This is a genomic window from Enterobacter sp. DTU_2021_1002640_1_SI_PRY_ASU_LCPMC_013 (assembly GCF_032389435.1).
Lineage (GTDB): Bacteria > Pseudomonadota > Gammaproteobacteria > Enterobacterales > Enterobacteriaceae > Enterobacter > Enterobacter hormaechei_C.
The window spans coordinates 299,689-322,545 of the sequence record NZ_CP135594.1; the positions used below are offsets into that span (position 1 = coordinate 299,689).

Annotated in this window: 21 protein-coding genes; 14 read left to right on the forward strand and 7 right to left on the reverse strand. The window is 55.4% G+C overall.

Annotation, left to right across the window (positions count from 1 at the left end; genetic code table 11):
• The 4 genes from RS584_RS01445 to psiE all read left to right on the forward strand — a co-directional run bounded on the left by RS584_RS01445 (position 1) and on the right by psiE (position 4,058).
• The gene (locus tag RS584_RS01445; protein ID WP_017382614.1) at positions 1-639 is read left to right on the forward strand and encodes a YjbF family lipoprotein; all 639 of its coding nucleotides are present in this window, start codon (positions 1-3) and stop codon (positions 637-639) included.
• Positions 636-1,373, forward strand: a complete 738-nt coding sequence (locus RS584_RS01450) for a capsule biosynthesis GfcC D2 domain-containing protein (protein WP_047734705.1) — start codon at positions 636-638, stop codon at positions 1,371-1,373. The genes RS584_RS01445 and RS584_RS01450 overlap by 4 nt, the downstream gene beginning before the upstream one ends.
• Positions 1,373-3,469 (forward strand): YjbH domain-containing protein, encoded by a 2,097-nt coding sequence (locus tag RS584_RS01455; protein WP_032103673.1) that lies wholly within the window; start codon positions 1,373-1,375, stop codon positions 3,467-3,469. Before RS584_RS01450 ends, RS584_RS01455 begins: the two co-directional genes overlap by 1 nt.
• A gap of 178 nt (positions 3,470-3,647) precedes the next feature.
• A complete protein-coding gene (psiE, locus tag RS584_RS01460; RefSeq protein WP_000202963.1) occupies positions 3,648-4,058 on the forward strand; it encodes a phosphate-starvation-inducible protein PsiE in 411 nt (136 codons plus the stop codon).
• A gap of 98 nt (positions 4,059-4,156) precedes the next feature.
• On the opposite strand, the gene malG is transcribed toward psiE, so the two are convergent.
• The 3 genes from malG to malE all read right to left on the reverse strand — a co-directional run bounded on the left by malG (position 4,157) and on the right by malE (position 7,922).
• Positions 4,157-5,047 carry a maltose ABC transporter permease MalG gene (gene malG, locus RS584_RS01465; protein WP_003860332.1) on the reverse strand — a complete coding sequence of 297 codons (891 nt, stop codon included), beginning with the start codon at positions 5,045-5,047 and terminating at the stop codon, positions 4,157-4,159.
• A 14-nt stretch (positions 5,048-5,061) separates the two neighbouring features.
• On the reverse strand, positions 5,062-6,606 hold the full coding sequence (malF, locus tag RS584_RS01470; RefSeq protein WP_017694723.1) for a maltose ABC transporter permease MalF: 1,545 nt from the start codon (positions 6,604-6,606) through the stop codon (positions 5,062-5,064).
• A 125-nt stretch (positions 6,607-6,731) separates the two neighbouring features.
• Positions 6,732-7,922 carry a maltose/maltodextrin ABC transporter substrate-binding protein MalE gene (gene malE, locus RS584_RS01475; RefSeq protein ID WP_017382618.1) on the reverse strand — a complete coding sequence of 397 codons (1,191 nt, stop codon included), beginning with the start codon at positions 7,920-7,922 and terminating at the stop codon, positions 6,732-6,734.
• A 371-nt stretch (positions 7,923-8,293) separates the two neighbouring features.
• On the opposite strand from malE, the gene malK reads away from it, so the two are divergent.
• The 3 genes from malK to malM all read left to right on the forward strand — a co-directional run bounded on the left by malK (position 8,294) and on the right by malM (position 11,806).
• Entirely contained in the window at positions 8,294-9,403 is a 1,110-nt protein-coding gene (gene malK / locus RS584_RS01480; RefSeq protein WP_003860329.1) for a maltose/maltodextrin ABC transporter ATP-binding protein MalK, read from the forward strand.
• 42 nt (positions 9,404-9,445) lie between these two features.
• A complete protein-coding gene (locus RS584_RS01485) occupies positions 9,446-10,753 on the forward strand; it encodes a maltoporin (RefSeq protein ID WP_026094413.1) in 1,308 nt (435 codons plus the stop codon).
• A gap of 114 nt (positions 10,754-10,867) precedes the next feature.
• Positions 10,868-11,806 carry a maltose operon protein MalM gene (malM, locus tag RS584_RS01490; protein ID WP_015570172.1) on the forward strand — a complete coding sequence of 313 codons (939 nt, stop codon included), beginning with the start codon at positions 10,868-10,870 and terminating at the stop codon, positions 11,804-11,806.
• A gap of 86 nt (positions 11,807-11,892) precedes the next feature.
• On the opposite strand, the gene RS584_RS01495 is transcribed toward malM, so the two are convergent.
• Both RS584_RS01495 and RS584_RS01500 read right to left on the reverse strand, forming a co-directional pair.
• Positions 11,893-13,026: a T6SS immunity protein Tli4 family protein gene (locus RS584_RS01495; RefSeq protein WP_315748822.1), complete on the reverse strand. Its 1,134-nt coding sequence runs from the start codon at positions 13,024-13,026 to the stop codon at positions 11,893-11,895.
• Positions 13,023-14,564 carry a lipase/acyltransferase domain-containing protein gene (locus tag RS584_RS01500; RefSeq protein ID WP_315748823.1) on the reverse strand — a complete coding sequence of 514 codons (1,542 nt, stop codon included), beginning with the start codon at positions 14,562-14,564 and terminating at the stop codon, positions 13,023-13,025. Before RS584_RS01500 ends, RS584_RS01495 begins: the two co-directional genes overlap by 4 nt.
• A gap of 217 nt (positions 14,565-14,781) precedes the next feature.
• Between RS584_RS01500 and ubiC the strand changes: the two genes are divergently transcribed.
• Positions 14,782-15,279, forward strand: coding sequence for a chorismate lyase (gene ubiC / locus RS584_RS01505; protein ID WP_015570175.1), 498 nt, complete (start codon positions 14,782-14,784; stop codon positions 15,277-15,279).
• A 12-nt stretch (positions 15,280-15,291) separates the two neighbouring features.
• Positions 15,292-16,158 (forward strand): 4-hydroxybenzoate octaprenyltransferase, encoded by an 867-nt coding sequence (ubiA, locus tag RS584_RS01510; RefSeq protein ID WP_015570176.1) that lies wholly within the window; start codon positions 15,292-15,294, stop codon positions 16,156-16,158.
• A 92-nt stretch (positions 16,159-16,250) separates the two neighbouring features.
• Here ubiA and plsB read toward each other — a convergent pair whose 3' ends face one another.
• Entirely contained in the window at positions 16,251-18,671 is a 2,421-nt protein-coding gene (plsB, locus tag RS584_RS01515; RefSeq protein ID WP_003860322.1) for a glycerol-3-phosphate 1-O-acyltransferase PlsB, read from the reverse strand.
• Positions 18,672-18,825: 154 nt separating this feature from the next.
• Between plsB and RS584_RS01520 the strand changes: the two genes are divergently transcribed.
• From RS584_RS01520 to RS584_RS01535, 4 genes are all read left to right on the forward strand, one after another.
• Entirely contained in the window at positions 18,826-19,194 is a 369-nt protein-coding gene (locus tag RS584_RS01520) for a diacylglycerol kinase (protein ID WP_017382619.1), read from the forward strand.
• 108 nt (positions 19,195-19,302) lie between these two features.
• Complete coding sequence (lexA, locus tag RS584_RS01525) at positions 19,303-19,911, forward strand: transcriptional repressor LexA (RefSeq protein ID WP_003860318.1); 609 nt, start codon at positions 19,303-19,305, stop codon at positions 19,909-19,911.
• Between the two features lie 63 nt (positions 19,912-19,974).
• Complete coding sequence (gene dinF, locus RS584_RS01530; protein WP_023302925.1) at positions 19,975-21,312, forward strand: MATE family efflux transporter DinF; 1,338 nt, start codon at positions 19,975-19,977, stop codon at positions 21,310-21,312.
• Between the two features lie 119 nt (positions 21,313-21,431).
• On the forward strand, positions 21,432-21,641 hold the full coding sequence (locus tag RS584_RS01535) for a CsbD family protein (protein ID WP_003860314.1): 210 nt from the start codon (positions 21,432-21,434) through the stop codon (positions 21,639-21,641).
• Positions 21,642-21,688: 47 nt separating this feature from the next.
• Here the strand turns inward: RS584_RS01535 and zur are convergent, their stop codons facing one another.
• Positions 21,689-22,201, reverse strand: coding sequence for a zinc uptake transcriptional repressor Zur (gene zur, locus RS584_RS01540; protein ID WP_006810484.1), 513 nt, complete (start codon positions 22,199-22,201; stop codon positions 21,689-21,691).
• Positions 22,202-22,318: 117 nt separating this feature from the next.
• Here zur and RS584_RS01545 point away from each other — a divergent pair, with 117 nt between their 5' ends.
• Positions 22,319-22,807, forward strand: coding sequence for a cupin domain-containing protein (locus RS584_RS01545; protein ID WP_047364525.1), 489 nt, complete (start codon positions 22,319-22,321; stop codon positions 22,805-22,807).
• Positions 22,808-22,857 lie beyond the last annotated feature (50 nt).

Sequence of the window (22,857 nt, forward strand, 5' to 3'; positions counted from 1 at the left end):
GTGAAGCGACCTGCAATCATCCTGATTTGCCTGCTGTTGCAGGCGTGCTCAGCTACCACCAAAGGGCTGGGCCACTCACTGTGGGACAGCATGTTCGGCACGCCGGGCGTGCATCTGACCGATGACGAACTGCAAAACATGCCGTATGCCAGTCAGTACATGCAGCTAAACGATGGTCCGCAACTGTTTGTGGTGCTCGCTTTCGATGAAAACGGGCAGCAGAAATGGGTGACGCAGGATCAGGCCACCATCGTGACACAGCATTCCCGCATCGTGAAAACGTTGCTCGGCGGCGACAACCTGCTTGAGGTGAACAACCTGGCTGAAGATCCGCTCATCAAGCCGAATCAGATCGTCGATGGCGCAAGCTGGACGCGCACGATGGGCTGGACCGAGCATAAACAGGTGCGCTACGCCACAGCCCGCTCCACCTTCCGCTGGGACGGTACGGACAGTGTCAAAGTGGGCAGCGACGAAACGCAGGTGCGCGTGCTGGATGAAGAAGTGACAACCGATCAGGCCACCTGGCATAACCGCTTCTGGGTGGACGAAGAGGGGCAAATCCGCCAGTCCTTACAGTATCTCGGTGCCGGTTTCTTCCCGGTGAAGGCCACCCTGATCAAGGCGGCGAAATCATGAAAATGTTCATCCACATTGCGCTTCTCGCCAGCCTGACTTCGCCGCTGGCGTGGTCTGCGGGAACGGTACAGGTCTACACCCCGGACAGCGAAAAACCTAAAACCTTAACCAATGCCGGGCATCTGCTCGATCTGGTGGGGCAGCCGAGGCTGGCGAAAAGCTGGTGGACCGGGGCGGTGATCAGCGAGCGTCAGGCGACGCTTGTAGCGGAACAAAAACATCAGGCGCTGCTCGCCCGACTGAGCGGGCTGGCACAACAGGAAGATGCCGACGATGCCGCGGCCATTACTAGCCTGCGTCAGCAGCTTCAGGCGGTTAAGGTGACGGGTCGCCAGAAGGTGAATCTCGATCCGGATGAGGTGCGCGTCGTGGAAAACGGCAATCCGTCGCTGGAAGGGGATTATACCCTGTGGCTTCCGGCTCAGCCTTCCACCGTCACCGTGATGGGGCTTCTCAGCAGCCCTGGCAAAAAGCCGTTTACGCCGGGCCGGGACGTGGCGAGCTATCTCGACGAGCAAAGTCTGCTCAGCGGAGCGGATAACAGCTATGCCTGGGTGGTCTATCCGGACGGGCATACGCAGAAAGCGCCGGTGGCTTACTGGAATAAACGCCATATCGAACCTATGCCAGGCAGCATCATTTTTGTCGGTTTTGCCGACCATTTCTGGACGAAAGCGTATGACGGGCTTAATGCCGATATCCTTCGCTCCCTGATACAGCGGATACCGGAATAATGAAAAAAACCTATCTCTACAGCATGCTTGCACTGTGCGTGAGTGCCGCCTGTCATGCAGAAACGTATCCGGCACCCATCGGCCCGTCGCAGTCCGATTTTGGCGGCGTGGGCTTACTGCAAACCCCAACCGCGCGTATGGCCCGCGAGGGGGAAATCAGCCTTAACTATCGCGATAACGATCAGTACCGTTACTACTCTGCGTCCGTGCAGCTGTTCCCCTGGCTGGAGACCACGCTGCGCTACACCGACGTCCGTACAAAACAGTACAGCAGCGTGGATGCCTTCTCCGGCGACCAGACTTATAAAGACAAAGCTTTCGACGTGAAGCTGCGCCTGTGGGAAGAGAGCTACTGGATGCCGCAGGTCTCCGTTGGTGCGAAGGATATCGGCGGGACCGGCCTGTTTGACGCGGAATACATCGTGGCCAGCAAAGCCTGGGGACCGTTTGATTTCTCGCTTGGTCTTGGCTGGGGCTATCTGGGTACCAGCGGCAACGTCAAAAATCCGTTCTGTACCTACAGCGATAAATACTGCTACCGCGATAACAGCTACCAGAAAGCGGGCTCCATCAACGGGGACCAGATGTTCCACGGCCCGGCCTCGCTGTTTGGCGGCGTGGAGTATCAAACACCGTGGCAGCCGTTACGTCTGAAGCTGGAGTACGAAGGAAACGACTACTCGCAGGACTTCGCCGGGAAAATTGAGCAAAAGAGCAAGTTTAACGTCGGCGCCATTTACCGCGTCACCGACTGGGCCGACGTTAACCTCAGCTATGAGCGCGGTAATACCCTAATGTTTGGCTTTACCCTGCGCACTAACTTTAACGACATGCGGCCGCACTACAATGACAACCCGCGGCCAAAATATCAGCCGGAGCCGCAGGATGCGATCATTCAGCACTCCGTGGTAGCGAATCAGCTGACGCTGCTGAAATATAACGCGGGCCTGGCGGATCCAAAGATCCAGACCAAAGGCGATACGCTGTACGTCACCGGCGAGCAGGTAAAATACCGCGACTCCCGCGAAGGGATCGAGCGCGCCAACCGGATCGTCATGAACGATCTGCCGGAGGGGATCCGCACGATCCGCGTGACGGAGAACCGCCTCAACCTGCCGCAGGTCACAACCGAAACCGATGTTGCCAGCCTTAAGCGTCATCTTGAAGGCGAACCGCTGGGACATGAAACCGAGCTGGTACAAAAACGCGTTGAGCCGGTGGTGCCAGAGAGCACCGAGCAGGGCTGGTATATCGATAAATCCCGCTTCGATTTCCATATCGATCCGGTGCTGAACCAGTCCGTGGGTGGGCCGGAAAACTTCTACATGTATCAGCTGGGAGCGATGGCGACGGCGGATCTGTGGGTGACCGACCACCTGTTGACCACCGGTAGTCTGTTCGGCAACATTGCCAACAACTACGACAAATTTAACTACACCAACCCGCCGAACGATTCAAAACTGCCGCGCGTGCGTACCCGCGTTCGCGAATATGTGCAGAACGATATCTACGTGAATAACCTCCAGGCCAACTACTTCCAGTACTTCGGCAACGGCTTCTACGGCCAGGTTTACGGTGGCTATCTGGAAACCATGTTCGGCGGCGCCGGGGCAGAAGTGCTTTATCGTCCTGTCGACAGCAACTGGGCGTTTGGGATTGATGCTAACTACGTGAAACAGCGTGACTGGCGCAGCGCGCAGGACATGATGAAGTTCACCGACTACAGCGTCAAAACCGGCCATCTGACCGCCTACTGGACGCCGTCATTCGCGCAGGACGTGCTGGTAAAAGCCAGCGTCGGCCAGTATCTGGCGGGTGATAAGGGCGGCACGCTGGATATCTCCAAACACTTCGACAGCGGCGTGGTGGTGGGCGGCTATGCCACCATCACCAACGTTTCGCCAGACGAGTACGGGGAAGGGGACTTCACCAAAGGGGTGTACGTGTCGATTCCGCTGGATCTGTTCTCATCAGGCCCAACCCGCAGCCGTGCGGCAGTGGGCTGGACGCCGCTGACGCGCGACGGCGGCCAGCAGCTTGGGCGTAAGTTCCAGCTGTATGACATGACCAGCGATAAGAATATTAACTTCCGCTGATGCTTATTTGCCCGGTGGCGCTGCGCTTACCGGGCCTACGAGAGTGTTTTTGTAGGCCGGGCAAACGCAGTGCCGCCCGGCAAGAATGTTCATCTGGACAAAACATAAACAAAAAATATAGATCCCCGTCACATTTTTGCGTTATACAGGAACCTCGCCCTGGAGAATGAGGTGCTGTATGACATCCCTGACGCGTCCGCGCGTTGAGTTTATCTCAACGATACTCCAGACCGTGCTGAACCTCGGTCTGCTGAGCCTTGGCCTGATCCTGGTCGTGTTTCTGGGTAAAGAGACGGTGCATCTGGCGGATGTGCTGTTCGCCCCTGAGCAAACCAGCAAATACGCGCTGGTGGAAGGCCTGGTGGTCTACTTTCTCTACTTTGAATTTATCGCCCTGATTGTGAAGTACTTTCAGTCCGGCTTTCACTTCCCGCTGCGCTATTTTGTCTACATTGGCATCACCGCCATTGTGCGGCTGATCATCGTCGATCATAAATCCCCGCTCGACGTGCTGATCTACTCGGCGGCGATCCTGCTGCTGGTGATCACCCTCTGGCTGTGCAACTCGAAGCGGCTGAAACGCGAATAAAAAAAAATGGCGGCCCGGAGGCCGCCGAATAACAGTCACAAGTTGGTTCAATACAATACGTCTAAAGTTGAGGGTTGCAGTGGCATAACAAATGAAACTTAACCTTTCACACCGCCCGCCGTCAGGCCGTTGACCAGCCAGCGCTGGGCCAGCAGGAACACCACGGTAATCGGGATGGCAGAGAGGACGGCCGCCGCGGCAAAGTCGCCCCACAGGTAGTTTTGCGGGTTGAGGTACTGCTGCATACCGACGGCGAGGGTGTAGCTGTTCACATCGCGCAGTAGCAGTGAGGCGACCGGGACTTCGGTGATGGCGGCGATAAACGACAGGATAAACACCACCGCCAGAATCGGCACCGACAGCGGCAGCAGCACCAGACGGAACGCCTGCCACGGTGTCGCCCCATCCAGCGCCGCCGCTTCTTCCAGCGAACCGTCGATGGTTTCGAAATAGCCTTTGATGGTCCACACGTGCAGGGCGATGCCGCCAAGATAGGCGAAGATCACGCCGCCGTGAGTGTTCAGGCCGATGAACGGCACATACTGCCCAAGACGGTCAAACAGGGCATACAACGCCACCAGCGACAGTACGGCCGGGAACATCTGGAAAATCAGCATCCCTTTCAGCAGCGTCGCTTTGCCCGGGAAGCGCATACGGGCGAAGGCGTAAGCGCAGGTAGTGGAGAGCGTCACGATGCCGATCGCAGTGATGGTCGCCACCTTCACCGAGTTCCATAGCCACAGCAGCACCGGGAACGGCGGCGGCGTGACGCGGCCATCCGCATGTTCCACGCTGAAGCCCAGCGCGAGCTTCCAGTGCTCCCAGGAGATTTCGTCCGGGATCAGGCTCCCGGTGGCGAAGTTCCCCGAACGCAGGGAGATGGCGATAACCATCAGCAGCGGGAACATGATCGCCGCGATGAAAATCAGCAGGCCTAAGTGCGTCGCGAGGAGGCGCAGTTTCTGAGATTTGGGTTGTACCATTGCCATGTTCAGTGCCCTCCTTAGTCAAATTTCATACGTGTGGCTTTCAGGTTCACAATCGCCAGGGCGCCCACCAGCAGGAAGATCAGGGTGGCAATCGCCGCCGCCAGGCCGAAGTCCTGACCGCCGCCGCCCTCGAAGGCGATGCGGTAGGTGTAGCTCACGAGCAGGTCGGTATAGCCTGCCGGCGTGGTGGTGCCGAGACGGTCCGGGCCACCGTTGGTCAACAGCTGAATCAGCACGAAGTTGTTAAAGTTAAAGGCGAAGCTGGCAATCATCAGCGGCGTCAGCGGCTTAATGAGCAGCGGCAGGGTAATTTTGAAGAAGTTCTGGAACGGACCCGCGCCGTCCATCGCCGAGGCTTCGTACAGGTCATCCGGGATAGCCTTCAGCAGCCCCATGCACAGGATCATCATGTACGGATAACCGAGCCAGGTGTTGACGATGATAATCATCGAGCGAGCGGTGGTTGGGTCGCTGAACCAGGCCGGTTTGATACCGAACAGCGCGCTCAGCATCATGTTGATTTCACCGAAGCTCTGGTTAAACAGCCCTTTGAAAATCAGAATCGAGATAAACGACGGCACGGCGTAGGGCAGAATCAGCAGCACGCGGTAAATCGCTTTGCCTTTCAGGGACTCCCACTGCACGAGGCAGGCCAGCACCATGCCTACGGCCACGGTCAGGATCACGGTTAGCACCGAGAAGACCACCGTCCAGACGAAGATGGCGAAGAACGGTTTCTGGATGCCTTCGTCGGTAAATACGCGGGTGAAGTTGTCCCAGCCGATGGTGACGGTATAGCCCGGGCTGAGTTTGTCGTCGCCCCAGCTGCCGTCGGCATTCACCGACTGATAGAAACCGATATCGTTGTTCGGACGGTACTTCACGCCGCTCTGGTTGTTGGTCAGCGTGCCGTCATCCGCCAGAGTATAAAGCGGCTGCGTGCCGGAGAACTGGCGCAGCGAGCTCATGGTCACTTTGCTTTCGTCTGGCAGCACGGCGGTGAGCTGGGTCAGCGCCTGACGATTCTGGGTAATGATACGCAGGTTCGCACGTTCACCTTCCGGCAGGGCCGCAGCCTCTTTTAAGGCCAGCTTCTGCTCGCCGCCAAATTTGAACGCGTCGGAAAGATAGGTTTTGCCGCTCTCACCGTCAGTGAGCGCTAACTTCCACTCGTCACCCGTGGGATACAGGCCGAAGTTAAAGGTTTTACCCGCCTGGTAAGAACGATCCAGAAGCACCTGGGTGGCACGCTCCTGCGCGAGCTGGTTGGTGCTGCTGTAGTTGGTAAAGGCAATCGCGATGGTGCAGATCAGCGGAAAGAGGACAAACAGCCCCATCCCGGCAACGCCCGGGTAGACATAGCGCCAGGCGTACGCTTTACGGTTGGCGAAAATATACAGGCCAACCGAGCTTAAAATCAGCGTCATGATGGCAAACAGGTATTCCCCTTGCACGTACATTAAAACAACAAGGTAACCCACCAGCAGACACAGCAGACCTATCACTGACCACTTCAGTGCGTCGCTTTGCCACCAGTGTTTCTTTTTAATGACATCCATGGGGTTCTTCCTCTACAACGTTTGATCTTTTCTCCCTCTCCTGGGGGAGAGGGCCGGGGTGAGGGCGTGCGGATAGCGACAACCCTCACCCTAACCCTCTCCCAGAGGGAGAGGGGACTACGGCATTACTTAGTAATACGGCCCTGAGCATCTTTCAGTGCGGCATCGACGGTCTGGCGACCGCTTGCTGCGTTGATGACGGCGGTACGGGTGGCGTACCAGAACGCAGCCATCTGTGGGATGTTCGGCATGATTTCGCCTTTCTGGGCGTTATCCATGGTGGCCGCAATACGCGGATCTTTCGCCAGCTGATCCTGGAACGATTTCAGCGCAACGGCGCCCAGCGGCTTGTCCTTGTTCACTTCATCCAGACCCTGATCGGTCAGCAGGTAGTTTTCGAGGAACTCTTTCGCCAGCTCTTTGTTCGGGCTGGCGGCGTTGATGCCCGCGCTCAGCACGCCCACGAACGGTTTAGACGGCTTGCCGTTGAAGGTTGGCAGCAGGGTCACGCCGTAGTTGATTTTGCTCTTGTCGATGTTGGTCCAGGCCCACGGACCGTTGATGGTCATCGCGGTTTCGCCTTTGTTGAACGCCGCTTCCGCGATGGAGTAGTCGGTATCCGCATTCATGTGTTTGTTCTTGATGAGGTCAACCAGGAAGGTCAGACCCGCTTTCGCGCCTGCGTTGTCCACGCCCACGTCTTTCACGTCATATTTGCCGTTTTCAAACTTGAACGCGTAACCGCCGTCGGCAGCAATCAGCGGCCAGGTGAAGTACGGCTCTTGCAGGTTGAACATCAGGGCGGATTTACCTTTCGCCTTCAGCTCTTTATCCAGAGCAGGGATCTCTTCCCAGGTCTTCGGCGGGTTTGGCACCAGGTCTTTGTTGTAAATCAGAGACAGCGCTTCAACCGCGATTGGGTAAGCGATCAGCTTGCCGTTATAGCGAACGGCGTCCCAGGTGAACGGGAACAGTTTGTCCTGGAAGGCTTTGTCTGGCGTAACTTCTGCCAGCAGGCCAGACTGCGCGTAGCCCCCGAAACGGTCATGCGCCCAGAAGATAATGTCCGGACCATCGCCAGTTGCCGCAACCTGCGGGAACTTCTCTTCCAGTTTGTCCGGGTGTTCTACGGTGACTTTGATACCGGTGTCTTTCTCGAATTTTTTGCCCACTTCGGCCAGACCGTTATAGCCCTTGTCGCCGTTAATCCAGATAACCAGCTTACCTTCTTCAATTTTGGCGAGAGCCGGTGCGGAAATCATCATTGCTGCGAGGGCGGACAATGCGAAAACGCGTGCGCCAGTCTTGATCTTCATATCTGCCATCCTTTATTGGTGATGTGCTCGTGGATACATAAGGTGGTTCAACGTGACTCAGTCTCCTTATTTGACATCCTCTTTCCATCCTCCCAGTCCCTACGCCCCACCCCCTGTTTGTGTGATCCCTGTAACATAAATTTAAGTTATGAGTGCTGGCGCACATAAAAACCCACTGAATTTTGCAGGCCGCTTCACGATTTTCGCCTCAGCCCCTCCGCTGCGGTCGCAGAGCCTGCTCTCTCATCCTCCCGCCTCCTCCCCCATAAAAAAGCCGGGGGGTGGAGGATTCACGAAAGTAATGGAACACGCATAGTGAACTTATCTTGAATGTTTCTGTCGGTGACAGGTTGTAACGAAGGGAGAAGGGCATGGCGAGCGTACAGCTGCGTAATGTAACGAAAGCCTGGGGCGACGTAGTGGTGTCAAAAGACATCAATCTGGACATCCACGAAGGTGAGTTTGTGGTGTTCGTGGGTCCATCAGGCTGTGGTAAATCGACTCTGCTGCGTATGATTGCCGGTCTTGAAACCATCACCAGTGGCGATTTATTTATTGGTGATACCCGAATGAACGACATCCCGCCAGCTGAACGCGGCGTGGGCATGGTGTTCCAGTCTTATGCCCTTTATCCGCATCTTTCCGTTGCCGAGAACATGTCCTTTGGCCTGAAGCTGGCCGGCGCGAAAAAAGAGACCATTAACCAGCGCGTCACCCAGGTGGCGGAAGTGCTCCAGCTGGCACATCTGCTGGAGCGTAAACCGAAGGCGCTCTCCGGTGGTCAGCGTCAGCGTGTGGCGATCGGCCGTACGCTGGTGGCCGAGCCGCGCGTGTTCCTGCTCGATGAACCGCTTTCTAACCTGGATGCCGCCCTGCGCGTCCAGATGCGTATCGAAATCTCCCGTCTGCACAAACGCCTTGGACGCACGATGATTTACGTCACCCACGATCAGGTCGAAGCGATGACGCTGGCCGACAAAATCGTGGTGCTGGACGCCGGTCGCGTGGCGCAGGTGGGCAAACCGCTGGAGCTGTATCACTACCCGGCAGACCGCTTTGTTGCGGGCTTCATTGGCTCGCCAAAGATGAACTTCCTGCCCGTAAAAGTGACCGCGACGGCAATCGAACAGGTACAGGTGGAGCTGCCAAACCGTCAGCAAGTCTGGCTGCCGGTCGACAGCGCCAACGTACAGGTGGGGGCCAATATGTCCCTCGGTATCCGCCCTGAGCATTTACTGCCGAGCCACATCGCTGATGTGACGCTGGAAGGTGAAGTTCAGGTCGTCGAACAGCTTGGTCACGAAACACAGATTCATATCCAGATCCCCGCCATCCGTCAGAACCTGGTCTACCGCCAGAATGACGTGGTGTTGGTAGAAGAGGGTGCCACATTCGCTATCGGTTTGCCGCCAGAGCGCTGCCATCTGTTCCGTGAGGATGGCACTGCATGTCGTCGGTTGCACAAAGAGCCAGGCGTTTAAGCATTCCAATTACAAAGAAAAGCAATGATCTCAGGAGATAGAATAATGATTACTCTGCGCAAAGTCCCTCTGGCTGTCGCCATTGCGGCAGGCATCCTGTCTGCCCAGGCGGGCGCCGTAGACTTTAAAGGTTATGCTCGTTCCGGCATTGGCTGGACCGGAAGTGGCGGTGAACAACAATGTTTCCAGGCAACAGGCGCACAAAGTAAATACCGTCTCGGTAACGAATGTGAAACCTACGCCGAACTGAAACTGGGCCAGGAAGTGTGGAAAGAAGGCGACAAAAGCTTCTATTTCGACACCAACGTAGCGTACTCCGTTTCTCAACAGAATGACTGGGAATCCACCAGCCCGGCCTTCCGTGAAGCTAACGTGCAGGGTAAAAACCTGATTGAATGGCTGCCAGGCTCTACCATCTGGGCCGGTAAGCGCTTCTATCAGCGTCATGACGTACACATGATCGACTTCTACTACTGGGATATCTCTGGTCCTGGTGCCGGTATTGAAAACATCGATCTGGGCTTTGGTAAACTCTCTCTGGCAGCGACCCGTTCTTCTGAGTCCGGCGGTTCTGCAACCTTCGCCGATCGTGATGCGAACGGCGACCGTATTTATGACAACGTGGTACCAAACGATGTCTTCGACGTCCGTTTAGCCGGTCTGGAAACCAACCCGGGCGGTACGCTGGAGCTGGGCGTTGACTACGGTCATACCAACATTCCTGACGACTACTACCTGCAACCTGGCGCCTCTAAAGATGGCTGGCTGTTCACCGCTGAACACACCCAGAGCATGATGAAAGGCTTCAACAAGTTCGTACTGCAATACGGTACGGATTCCATGACCTCTAACGGTAAAGGTATTCCACAGGGCGGCAGCATCGATAACGACGGCTCTATGTGGCGCGTGCTGGATCACGGTGCAATCACCCTGGCAGACCGTTGGGACCTGATGTACGTCGGTATGTACCAGAACATCGATCGTGACAACAACAACGGTACCGAGTGGTGGACCGTGGGTGTTCGTCCAATGTTCAAATGGACGCCGATCATGAGCACCTTGCTGGAAGTGGGCTACGACAACGTTAAGTCTCAGAAAACTGACGATAAAAACAGCCAGTACAAAATCACCCTGGCACAGCAATGGCAGGCAGGCGACAGCATCTGGTCCCGTCCGGCTATCCGCGTCTTCGCAACCTACGCGAAGTGGGATGAGAAATGGGGCTACGCGAACAACGGCGATACGGGCTACACCTCTGGCGTAGCGTATAGCGACACTTCCGCGAAAACCTTCAGCCGTGGCGACAACGATGAGTGGACCTTCGGCGCCCAGATGGAAATCTGGTGGTAATTCGTCAAGCCTGACGTAATGACCTGAAAAGAGGGGCGCAAGCCCCTCTCTCCTTAGGGTGCTGCGCGCTATTGCCTGGCCACCGCAGTGCTCACGCTATCAGAGGTAATAACAATGAAAATGAAGAAAAGTCTCGTCGCGCTGTGCCTCTCTGCGGGGCTGTTGGCCTGTGCGCCTGCGGTCACCTTTGCAGATGTGAATTTTGTTCCTCAAAATACCAGCGCTGCGCCAGCTATTCCGGCTGCGGCACTTCAGCAACTGGTGTGGACGCCAGTTGATCAATCGAAAACACAAACTACCCAGCTTTCAGCGGGGGGCCAGTCACTGAACGTGCCGGGTATCAGCGGTCCGGTCGCGGCTTTCAGCGTGCCGGCGAATATCGGCGAGCTGACCCTGACGTTGACCAGTGAAGTCAATAAACAGACCAGCGTCTTCGCGCCTAACGTGCTGATCCTCGATCAGAACATGACGCCATCCGCGTTCTTCCCAAGCGACTATTTCAGCTATCAGGAGCCTGGCGTCATGAGTGCCGATCGGCTGGAAGGCGTTATGCGCCTGACGCCAGCCCTGGGTCAGCAGAAGATTTATGTCCTGGTGTTCACGACTGAAAAAGATCTGCAACAGACAACGAAGCTTGTTGACCCGGCAAAAGCCTATGCGAAAGGTACGGGGAACTCTGTCCCGGATATTCCGGACCCGCTTGCCCGTCATACCACCGATGGTCTGATCAAGCTGAAAGTCTCCACCAACAGCGCCTCCAGCGTACTCGTAGGCCCGCTGTTTGGCTCATCTGGCCCGGGTCCGGTAACGGTGGGTAATACTGCCGCGCCTGTGTACGCCGCGCCAGCCGCAGCCCCAGCCGCAGCCCCAGCCCCGGCGAAAAAAGCCGAGCCCGTGCTTAACGATACTGAAACTTACTTTAACAACGCCATCAAGCAGGCGGTTAAAAACGGCGATGTCGATAAAGCGCTGAAACTGCTTGATGAAGCTGAGCGTTTAGGTTCGACCACTGCCCGTTCCACCTTTATCAGCAGTGTAAAAGGCAAGGGGTAACCGTCTCCCCACAGTGCTGATTTTGTTAGTCGTTTAGTGCGCCTTCACGGGCGCACTTTTTTTGCCACTACTCAGGGGCAATCTGTTCAGAACGCATTATCCCTGACGCGGAAAGAACGAATGATGCGATCCCAGATTTCCACTAGTTCAGCGTCGCTGTAATCAGGTGGGGATGAGACATCGCTTCCTTCAGGTAAGATTTCATTGCTTAATGTCAGATCAAGGCTGGGGTGTGCAAAATCAGCGTTGGTTTCATTGGCTACGGCGGTAAACATTAGTTGTTTTGACGGATTTTCGGATGATTTATCTGACGGGGCGGTGATTAGCCATTCACTGGCATTAAAACCGGCAATGCGTGCTTCTCCTTTTCGCAGCGTACTTCCGTCTATGCTATTGATATAAGACTGAATTTCCCCGCTGCGCTCCAGCATGGTTGTGCTTTCCTTAAGGGCGTTATTGCTCCAGACTGAAAAAGAAAACACCGAACTATACGGGTAAACAAAGGTAATATCTTCCTTAGGCTTCCCGGTTCCGTCGCGGATAAACCCTTGTGGAATGCAGGTGCCGGGCACGGAAGGAATATCCTCGTCACGCCGTCCGCTCAGTCGGGACATGAGGTCCTGTAATTCCGCCAGTTTCTGAGGTTTATCATTCGCCATCCAGTCAGGTCTTCCCGCTTCCTTGCGCAGATAAAACGCTCGCTCTTTAGCGAAGCGCGGATCAGAATAATCGGTAATCTCCTGCATGAGGATAAACGCTACTCCGTCAACGTAGAGATGACCTTCCAGAATGCGCCCAAATCCCGCCACACTCTCATTTTCATTACGGTCAAAAATGACCGCATTATCACTCAGCTTGTATATCTGCTTAAGAAATGGCTGATCAACAGGGTCCACGGTAGCGCTGTTTTTCAGTTTCTGTTCCCGCAACCGGATACGCTGCTCAAATGCCGGGCGGTAGAGTCGCTTGCTGCTGATGCGGATCTCATTAATCTGTGCCCGGTCAGTCAGGGTGTTTTCGAATGAGGCCGGAACCTCAAACACATAGCGCCCCACGCACTGGGATTTGGTGGTGGCAAAAAGGGTATTGACCATACGTTTTTCCTTGCCCGTTAACGCCGGGGGCGTATGCACGAATGTCACATAGTTATGGATGTAATATCCTGCCGCCAGCAGCAGGAGCGTCAGCGTGACAATCAGGGGGGATGTGTCTTTTTTCATGGGGCGGGAGCCTGCTGCACAATTTTCACCACCGAGCGAACCGTAAACACCAGAGCGTCGGAGAGATCGCTGTATACCGAGCGGGAGCGATCGACAGGATCGACAGCATAAGCTCCTTCATGATCGACATCTGTCGCCAGTACACCCTGTATACGGGAAGAGGAGGTGCGGACGGAGGTGGTCGGCACGGTCCCATCACCAGGGCTTGCGGATGAAATTAGTTGATGAGTTCTTAACGGAGACAGTTCAAAAGGGTTAGCTGCATTTTCCCTGCTCCTCTGTGCTTCCTTAACGCCCTGGGGGATCCGCTCTTCCCATGCCAGGAACCCATCAGACGGGTTGCTTTTGCTGGCTCCGTAAAATAGCCAGGTCTGGGGGTGGTATTTGCCGTTTAACTTCTCAATAAATTTTTTAACGATATTACTTATTGTTTTCTCATATTTATTCCATTCGACCCTGGTATCATCCAGCAGCAAATCCTGCTCACATAGCCGCCACCACGCTGTTTTGTTAAGATAAATTTCCTCATACGGATCGGCCACCGGGAGGGAAAGTTGAGTCTCTTTACTGTTGATTTTCAGCCATCCCGGACTATAAGCCATGCCCGGCAGAAGCTGTAACGGACCGGGAGACTGTGCCAGCACCGGCATCAGCTTTTCAGCACTGTCCCCGATAATCATTCCAGTAATGCCACGCTCACCGATCTTCATGCGGCGATAAGCTGCCGGTGAGCCGAGATCCGGCATGACGCCGTGTACGATACCCAGGATTGAGTCTTGTCCGCCCATATTTTCCGAGTAATGGCGGGCGACCAGTCCGCCCATCGAATGGGTGATCAGGACGACCTTGTTGACTGCCAGGCGTCCGTGATACGCACTCAGCACCTTACGGATATATTCGCCCAGCAACGCCGCAGAGTCCGCATTCGATTGCAGCCAGTTGTAACCAAAAACGTGCAGCGGGAATAAGAACTTGTGCCCGTGAGCCACTTCTTCTTCGCTCAGCACCTGCTCCTGAGGCTCGTTACCGATTCTGACGCCGATAAAACGCTGACGTGCCGTTTGCAACTGTGTCTCCCGAAAGTAATTATCCATCAGGATCTCGTCGTCGCTGAGCAGGTATTGCAGCCGGTCAAGCGCCTCACCGTAGCTCATGTAAAACGCACTTCCCCATCCGCGGGCGTGACGGGACGGGAATTTTTTCCCATCCGCACCGTCGTTTAAAATTTCCCCAGAGTCATCGACGACGGTGGTCGTCGGATCAAGCAGTTGCTTTCTTTTTTGGGGGCCAGCAAGTGGCCATTTTTTAAGCGATGACAAGCTGAACTGCCAGACTTTTTTATCTCCACTCTTTAAGTTTGACCCCATCACCCCAGGAATAAAAATCACCGGGATCACTTTTGTAGGGGGCTTGAGACAAACCGAGATGTGGTTTTTGTCTTTTGGCTGAGAAAAAACTTTATAATGAAACGTGCCATCGTCATCCCAGATGGGACGATGATAAGACCGATTAGGGGGGCTATTTTTGTTGTCATCCATGTATTAAGTTCCTGATATTCCTTCTCAAGAGCTGCATTAGCTCACAATTTATCCGCGCGATACTTAACCAAAATCAAGTTCTGCTATTGCTGCCACGAACATTTCTCCCGCGCTGTTGCACCATTGTTGCGATAGTGATCGCTAAATTTGGTTTGTCCGTCCTCATTTTGCCAATCTGCGATACAATGCCTTTACGTTATGTATCGGAGAGTCTGGCATGTCACACCCCGCGCTAACGCAGCTGCGTGCGCTACGCTATTTCGACCAAATACCCGCGCTTGACCCGGAGCAACTGGACTGGCTGCTGCTGGAAGATTCCATGACAAAACGTTTTGAGCAACAGGGTAAAACGGTCACGGTGACGATGATTCAGGAAGGGTTTGTCTCGCCTGCGGAGATTGCCAGCGAGCTGCCGCTGCTGCCGCAAGAAGAACGCTACTGGCTGCGTGAAATTTTACTGTGTGCCGATGGCGAGCCGTGGCTTGCCGGGCGGACGGTGGTTCCTGAGTCTACACTTTCCGGGCCGGAGCTGGCATTGCAACGCCTCGGCAAAACGCCCCTGGGGCGCTATCTGTTCACCTCGTCTGAACTGACCCGTGATTTTATTGAAATTGGTTGCGATGCCGATTTGTGGGGGCGCCGTTCCCGCCTTCGTTTGAGTGGCAAGCCGTTAATACTGACGGAACTTTTTTTGCCTGCATCGCCGTTGTACTAAGAGGGAGAAAAAATGGAGTGGAGTCTGACGCAGAATAAGCTGCTGGCCTATCACCGCCTGATGCGTACTGATAAACCCATTGGCGCGCTGCTGCTGCTGTGGCCGACCTTATGGGCGCTGTGGGTTGCCACGCCGGGCGTGCCGCCGCTGTGGATCCTGGCGGTGTTTGTGGCGGGCGTCTGGCTGATGCGCGCTGCGGGCTGTGTGGTTAACGACTATGCTGACCGGAAATTTGATGGACATGTTAAGCGCACCGCGAATCGTCCTCTGCCGAGCGGTCAGGTGACCGGGAAAGAGGCGCGCATTCTGTTCGTGGTGCTGGTGCTGCTCTCATTCATGCTGGTGTTAACCCTTAACACCATGACCATTCTGCTGTCAGTTGCTGCTCTGGCGCTGGCCTGGGTTTACCCGTTCATGAAGCGATACACCCATCTGCCGCAGGTGGTATTGGGTGCGGCATTTGGCTGGTCGATTCCCATGGCGTTTGCCGCGGTCAGCGAGTCCGTTCCGCTCAGTTGCTGGCTGATGTTCCTGGCGAATATTCTCTGGGCCGTTGCGTACGATACCCAATACGCGATGGTCGATCGCGATGACGATCTCAAGATTGGCATCAAATCGACGGCGATCCTGTTTGGTCGTCACGACAAACTGATCATCGGCATATTGCAGGTGGCGGTGCTGGCGCTGATGGTGGCGATTGGTCGCCTGAACGGGCTGAACTGGGAGTTTTACTGGTCCGTACTGGTGGCGGGGCTGCTGTTTGCGTATCAGCAGAAGCTGATCGCGAAACGCGAGCGTGAAGCCTGCTTTAAAGCGTTTCTGAATAATAACTACGTCGGGCTGGTGCTGTTTCTGGGCCTGGCGATGAGTTACTGGTGATAAAAAAGCCGGGTGGCGGCTTCGCCTTACCCGGCCTACGATTTAGCGGAACATGTAGGCCGGGTAAGCGTTAGCGCCACCCGGCTTTAGCATCATTCGCCCTGCGTCGAACTCTCAATCGTCAAACGCACATCCGCGGTAATCAGCTCTGCCAGCATCTGGTAAACCTTCATCGTCTCTTCCGGCTCGGCATCGCCCGTATCGCTAATGTAGCCCTCGTCGCGCAGCGTCAGCACCAGGGAGCTGAATACCGCTTTGTCGAAGAATTCCGGGGCGTTAATGCCATGCAGAACGGAAAGGCGCTGGGCCAGCGTCCGGCTCTCTTTTTCCAGCGTACCGCGGTTGATGGACGGATTTGCACTCAGCAACCAGAAGGTAATGGCGTAGCGCTGCAACGTCTCACGCGCACCGGAAGCCAGAAGCTGCAAGGTACGAGAACGTGACGGATTGATATGCAGTTCGTCATCACTGATGGTAATCAGCCCCTGCCGATGCATCTCTGCCGTCATTTTATCGAGCTCTGCCGCCAGTTCATCCTTACTCCAGCGCAGGAACAGCTCCGCTTTCAGCATTGGGTAGATGGCCTGAATATGGCGCAGCAGCTCCTGACGCGAAATACGGCGGTGCTGGGTAATAATGGCCGCCATCAGCGACGGCAGCATCAGCATGTGCGTGATGTTATTGCGGTAGTAGGTCATCAGCACGGCCTGCTCGCGCGGCAGAATGATGATGTCACCAATCGTATCTTTCTCGACTTCGAACTTGTTCATCTGCAACGCGTGATCGATCAGCTCGCTGGCGGTGGCAGACGGCACGGTCGAATCCACGGAATACGGCACGTTGCGCATGATATCCAGGTAGCAATCAATCTGCTCGGTCAGCTGTTCGCGGGTCAGTGAACGCTGGCGAGAGGCCAGAAGCGCGGTACAACACAGGTTCATGGCGTTTGCCGCACCAGCATTGTTGATGCGTACCATCAGCTCGGATGCAATGCCGTTGACCGTTGGCGTCAGCCAGGCCGGACGTACCGCTTCGATAGGATCGATAGACTCGCGCCACTCCGGAACATGATGGTTCAGATACGTCATCAGCGGCAGGGGCTCGCCAAAGTTCACGTAGCCCTGGCCGAGGTTGCGCAGTTTACTCAGCCCACGCAGCATCTGCGGCAGACTCTCTTTCTCTTTGGTCGCACCGCGCAGCTCTTTCGCGTAGGTGCCCACTTCCATCACGTGTTCATAACCGATGTAAATCGGCACCAGCGTGATAGGACGCGTACCGCCACGCAGCATGGCCTGAATGGTCATCGACAGCGTGCCGGTCTTCGGATCGAGCAGACGACCGGTACGCGAGCGACCGCCTTCAACAAAGTACTCCACGGAATAACCGCGGCTGAACAGCTCGCCCAGATACTCCCTGAAGACGGTGGAGTAAAGCTTGTTACCCTTGAAGGTACGACGAATAAAGAACGCACCCAGACGGCGGAAAATCGGGCCTGCTGGCCAGAAGTTCAGGTTGATACCGGCAGCAATATGCGGCGGCACCAGACCCTGGTGATAGAGCACGTAAGAGAGCAACAGGTAGTCCATGTGGCTGCGGTGGCAGGGCACATAGACAATCTCGTGGCCGTCGTGCGCTAACTGACGTACGCGCTCGGCGTTGTGGACGTTAATCCCCTGATAGAGGCGGTTCCACGTGAAGCCAAGGATACGGTCAGAGAGGCGAATCATCTCGTAGGAGAAATTCGCGGCGATCTCTTCCATCAGCGCTATCGCGTTCTGCTGCGCTTTCTCGTGCGAAATTTTCTTGCTGCGCGCTTCGTCTTCTACGGCACGGGCAATCGCTTTGGAAGCCAGCAGCTTGTTGAACAGATCCTGACGTGCCGGGAGACGTGGTCCAACGGCCGCCAGACGCTGACGTGCAAAGTGCATACGCGCAACGCGCGCCAGCTTTTGCGCAATGATTTTGTCAGTGCCGTGTTCATCCGCCATGCGGCGCAGTGAAACGGAAGGTGAGAAGCGGACAAAGCTGTCGCGTCCCAGCCAGGAGACGGCGAAGAACTTCTGAATGCCGTTGAGCATACGCAGCGGCGGGTTCTCTTCCCCTTTTTCGCGCCCCGGACGACGGCCAAACATCACCGACACCGGCACCATCTGCACATCCAGATCGGGGTTGCTGCGGTGCAGATCGAGGTAATCATGGAACAGCTTAATGGACTCTTCTTTCGGCGTGTAATAGGTGAACACGCGCGGCCCGCCATGGATGAACACGTAGCGCGGCAGCAGCGTACCGTCGACTTCCAGCGGTTCAAGCGGGTCAGGTAAATCGTGCGCCAGACATTGAGCGCGAAGCGTCAGCAGGTCTGCCTTCGAGTTATAAGGCAAAACGTACATAATAGGGCGCGACGTATCAAGCCCTAATTCCAGCGCAGGTTCTGCTGGGATAGACTTACTTTTTACCAGGACGCTTAATGGTAAATTAAGTAATTTGTAGTAAATTCGTGGCCAGCCGGACATAAACGATGTAAAGCCTCTGGTTAATAATGCAATTGCGGCGCAAGGATAACAGAAAGCGCGCAAAATTTCTGTTGTTACCCGTCATACTTCAGGTTGCAGCAAAACGCGCTGCGGCTTTAGTTACAGACGCTATTTATCATAAAAGGTTCTTTTAATGGCCAATAATACCACTGGGTTAACTCGAATCATTAAAGCTGCCGGTTATTCATGGAAAGGTTTCCGCGCGGCATGGGTTAATGAAGCCGCTTTCCGCCAGGAAGCGGTTGCCGCAATCGTTGCCGTTGTCATCGCCTGCTTCCTTGATGTTGATGCTATCACCCGCGTACTGCTCATCGGATCTGTCCTTCTGGTGATGATAGTGGAAATTCTGAATAGCGCTATTGAGGCCGTAGTTGATCGAATCGGGTCGGAATTCCATGAACTGTCTGGCCGGGCGAAAGACATGGGTTCCGCTGCCGTACTGCTGGCGATTATCACTGCGGCGATCACCTGGGTCACGCTGCTTTGGTCGCATTTCCGATGAGCCTCGAGGAATAATTAAGTCCCTGGTTTTTTGTGCAGTTTTTGGTTCCAAAATCGCCTTTGACTGTATATACTCACAGCATGACTGTATATACACCCAGGGGGCGGTATGAAAGCGTTAACGACCAGGCAGCAAGAGGTGTTTGATCTCATTCGGGATCATATCGGCCAGACGGGTATGCCACCCACGCGTGCAGAAATTGCGCAGCGTCTGGGCTTCCGTTCTCCTAATGCTGCCGAAGAGCACCTTAAAGCGCTGGCGCGTAAGGGCGTGATTGAGATTGTTTCCGGCGCCTCACGCGGCATTCGTCTGCTTGTGGAAGAAGAGAGCGGTATTCCGCTGGTGGGCCGCGTTGCCGCAGGTGAACCTCTGCTGGCGCAGCAGCACATCGAAGGGCACTATCAGGTTGACCCAGGCATGTTCAAGCCGAGCGCCGATTTCCTGCTGCGCGTTAGCGGAATGTCCATGAAAGATATCGGTATTCTGGATGGCGATCTGCTGGCGGTACACAAAACGCAGGACGTGCGTAACGGGCAAGTCGTGGTGGCGCGCATTGATGATGAAGTGACGGTTAAGCGCCTGAAAAAACAAGGCAATACCGTGCAGCTTCTGCCTGAAAACAATGAATTCTCCCCGATTGTGGTGGATCTCCGCGAGCAGAGCTTCTCTATTGAAGGACTGGCGGTCGGCGTTATCCGCAACGGTGAATGGCTGTAATCTCTTCCTGACAGGCTGTAGTTCCTCTACAGCCTGGCCTGTTTTCTGATTCCGGTAATTTCCATGGCATTGCTAACTTCTGCCGATAAGGCGTTGTGGCGTCTTGCGCTACCAATGATTTTTTCCAATATTACCGTTCCTCTGCTGGGGCTGGTGGATACGGCGGTTATCGGGCATCTCGATTCGCCGATTTATCTCGGCGGCGTCGCGATCGGCGCAACGGCGACCAGCTTCCTCTTTATGCTGCTGCTTTTTCTGCGCATGAGTACGACAGGCCTGACGGCCCAGGCGTATGGTGCAAAAGATCCTCTGCGTCTGGCGCGTGCGCTGGTTCAGCCGCTCATTCTGGCATTCGGTGCCGGCGCGTTAATCGTTCTGTTGCGTACGCCGCTGATTGATCTTGCGCTCCATATTGTAGGTGGCAGCGATGCCGTACTGGAACAGGCCCGGCGGTTCCTCGAAATTCGCTGGCTCAGCGCGCCCGCTTCACTGGCAAACCTGGTCCTGCTGGGCTGGCTGCTGGGCGTGCAGTACGCCCGTGCGCCGGTGATCCTGCTGGTGGTGGGCAACCTGCTTAACATTGTGCTCGATCTCTGGCTGGTGATGGGGCTGCACATGAACGTCCGGGGCGCGGCGCTGGCCACGGCGATTGCCGAGTACGGTACGCTGCTGATCGGTTTGGGGATGGTCTGGCGCGTGCTGGCGATGCGCGGTATCACCCTGGATCTGCTGAAATCGGCCTGGCGCGGCAACATTCGTAAGCTGCTGGCGCTTAATCGCGACATCATGCTCCGTTCGCTTCTGCTGCAACTCTGCTTTGGTGCATTAACCGTTTTTGGTGCGCGTCTTGGGCCTGAGATCGTTGCCGTCAACGCAGTGCTTATGACATTACTGACCTTTACCGCTTACGCGCTGGATGGTTTTGCTTACGCCGTGGAGGCGCATTCAGGGCAGGCCTATGGCGCGCGTGAAAGCGGCCAGTTACGTGAAGTCTGGCGTGCTGCCTGTCGTCAGGCGGGCCTGGTGGCGCTGGTCTTTGCTCTGGTATACGCCTGTTTTGGTGGGCATATTGTCGCGTTACTCACCTCGTTGCCCGCGCTACGTGAGCTGGCAGATCGCTACATCCTCTGGCAGGTAGTATTACCGGTGGTGGGCGTGTGGTGCTATTTGCTGGACGGCATGTTTATTGGTGCGACGCGAGGGGCGGAGATGCGCAACAGCATGGCCGTCGCGGCGGCGGGGTTCGGCCTGACGCTGCTAACCCTGCCGTATCTCGGCAATCATGGTCTGTGGCTGGCGCTGGCGGTCTTCCTCTCACTGCGTGGCCTTTCGCTGGCCGTTATCTGGCATCGTCACTGGCGAAACAATACCTGGTTTCCAGCCCCGCACGATATATCGTAACGGTTAAAGATTCCGAATATAAAAACAACTGCCGAATCCTTAACTACAATAATAATCACGTCCAGCAGAAAAGAACGAAGCGGACGATACTCATAGACGCTTAACACGAGGACACGATTATGAATAAAGACGAAATCGGCGGCAACTGGAAGCAATTCAAAGGTAAAGCGAAAGAACAGTGGGGTAAGCTGACAGATGACGATATGACCGTCATTGAAGGTAAGCGCGATCAGCTGGTAGGTAAAATCCAGGAGCGCTACGGTTACGAAAAAGATCAGGCGGAAAACGAAGTCAAAGACTGGGAAACCCGTAACGACTACCGCTGGTAACCGGCACTATCCCCAGGGGCGGCCCTGAGCCGCCTTTTTCTTTGGCTTTAACGCGGCTTTTTCTTCACCAGGATAGAGTGATCGTGCTGACAGGCATCCTGATGGCGGCATGACTCCACCTCCACGCAGGCAGAACATAAGCCGTGGGCTTCAATCACGTTATGGCGCAGCGCAAAGCCCATTCTGGCTGCCAGCGTATGCATAATATCTTCCACACCTTCCGCACACTCTTCCTTCACCACACCACAGCGATCGCAGATAAACATGGCGGACGTGTGAGTTGGCTGGTCAAAAAGATGGCACAGCACATAGCTGTTTGTTGATTCCACTTTATGCACAAACCCTTGCTCCAGCAGGAAATCCAGCGCCCGATAAACGGTCGGCGGTTTTGCCTGCGGCTCGCTTTCACGCAGCAGATCGAGCAGATCGTAGGCGCTGATGGCGCCCTGTTGCAGGCTCATCAGACGCAGTACCTCAAGGCGCTGCGGGGTCAGGCGCACATTGCGTTGCGCGCACAGCTTTTCAGCTTGCGCTAACAGCTCTTTTGTGGACTTGTCCATCGGGCACCTCGGATATGGTAAGGGGTGAAAACATTCACTTTATCATGTTCTGCTAAAAACACCGAGATCCGCCAGGCTGTGCTATACCTGACGCATCGTAAATCGGGAGATCGCAAAATGAAAAGACCTGACTGTATTCGGCACTGGCGGGACGTGGAAGGCGCTGATGACGCAACGTATCCTGACAGCAACGAACGTTTTTCTGTTGGCGCGCCGCTGGCCCGCAAACTGGGTCTCGGCCGCATTGGTATTCACCATGAACGGCTGCCGCCCGGACGCCGTACGTCTTATCCGCATGCGGAAAGCGACGAAGAGGAGTTTGTTTACGTTCTGGAGGGTTACCCTGAGGCCTGGATCAATGGCTATTTATGGAAGCTCGAACCCGGAGACAGCGTGGGATTTCCAGCCGGGACGGGCGTGTGTCATACCTTTATCAACAATACCGATGAAGAGGTGCGCTTACTGGTGGTGGGTGAGGCCAATAAAAAACATAACCGCATCTACTATCCGCTCAATCCGGTGTATGCCGCGACGCGCGAAGACCGCTGGGTCGACCATCCGCCTCAGTTTTTTGGGCCGCACGATGGAAAACCTGGGCGAAAATAATTTCCTCTTCTATAAATATTGATGGTCGTCACATATTACAACAGGCCGGG

Excerpts from the sequence above, each read along its gene's own strand:
- RS584_RS01450 (WP_047734705.1), top strand. The coding sequence starts at position 636 with ATGAAAATGTTCATCCACATTGCGCTTCTCGCCAGCCTGACTTCGCCG.
- RS584_RS01455 (WP_032103673.1), top strand. The coding sequence starts at position 1,373 with ATGAAAAAAACCTATCTCTACAGCATGCTTGCACTGTGCGTGAGTGCC.
- psiE (WP_000202963.1), top strand. The coding sequence starts at position 3,648 with ATGACATCCCTGACGCGTCCGCGCGTTGAGTTTATCTCAACGATACTC.
- malG (WP_003860332.1), bottom strand. The coding sequence starts at position 5,047 with ATGGCAATGGTACAACCCAAATCTCAGAAACTGCGCCTCCTCGCGACG.
- malF (WP_017694723.1), bottom strand. The coding sequence starts at position 6,606 with ATGGATGTCATTAAAAAGAAACACTGGTGGCAAAGCGACGCACTGAAG.
- malE (WP_017382618.1), bottom strand. The coding sequence starts at position 7,922 with ATGAAGATCAAGACTGGCGCACGCGTTTTCGCATTGTCCGCCCTCGCA.
- malK (WP_003860329.1), top strand. The coding sequence starts at position 8,294 with ATGGCGAGCGTACAGCTGCGTAATGTAACGAAAGCCTGGGGCGACGTA.
- malM (WP_015570172.1), top strand. The coding sequence starts at position 10,868 with ATGAAAATGAAGAAAAGTCTCGTCGCGCTGTGCCTCTCTGCGGGGCTG.
- RS584_RS01495 (WP_315748822.1), bottom strand. The coding sequence starts at position 13,026 with ATGAAAAAAGACACATCCCCCCTGATTGTCACGCTGACGCTCCTGCTG.
- RS584_RS01500 (WP_315748823.1), bottom strand. The coding sequence starts at position 14,564 with ATGGATGACAACAAAAATAGCCCCCCTAATCGGTCTTATCATCGTCCC.
- ubiC (WP_015570175.1), top strand. The coding sequence starts at position 14,782 with ATGTCACACCCCGCGCTAACGCAGCTGCGTGCGCTACGCTATTTCGAC.
- ubiA (WP_015570176.1), top strand. The coding sequence starts at position 15,292 with ATGGAGTGGAGTCTGACGCAGAATAAGCTGCTGGCCTATCACCGCCTG.
- plsB (WP_003860322.1), bottom strand. The coding sequence starts at position 18,671 with ATGTCCGGCTGGCCACGAATTTACTACAAATTACTTAATTTACCATTA.
- RS584_RS01520 (WP_017382619.1), top strand. The coding sequence starts at position 18,826 with ATGGCCAATAATACCACTGGGTTAACTCGAATCATTAAAGCTGCCGGT.
- lexA (WP_003860318.1), top strand. The coding sequence starts at position 19,303 with ATGAAAGCGTTAACGACCAGGCAGCAAGAGGTGTTTGATCTCATTCGG.
- dinF (WP_023302925.1), top strand. The coding sequence starts at position 19,975 with ATGGCATTGCTAACTTCTGCCGATAAGGCGTTGTGGCGTCTTGCGCTA.
- RS584_RS01535 (WP_003860314.1), top strand. The coding sequence starts at position 21,432 with ATGAATAAAGACGAAATCGGCGGCAACTGGAAGCAATTCAAAGGTAAA.
- zur (WP_006810484.1), bottom strand. The coding sequence starts at position 22,201 with ATGGACAAGTCCACAAAAGAGCTGTTAGCGCAAGCTGAAAAGCTGTGC.
- RS584_RS01545 (WP_047364525.1), top strand. The coding sequence starts at position 22,319 with ATGAAAAGACCTGACTGTATTCGGCACTGGCGGGACGTGGAAGGCGCT.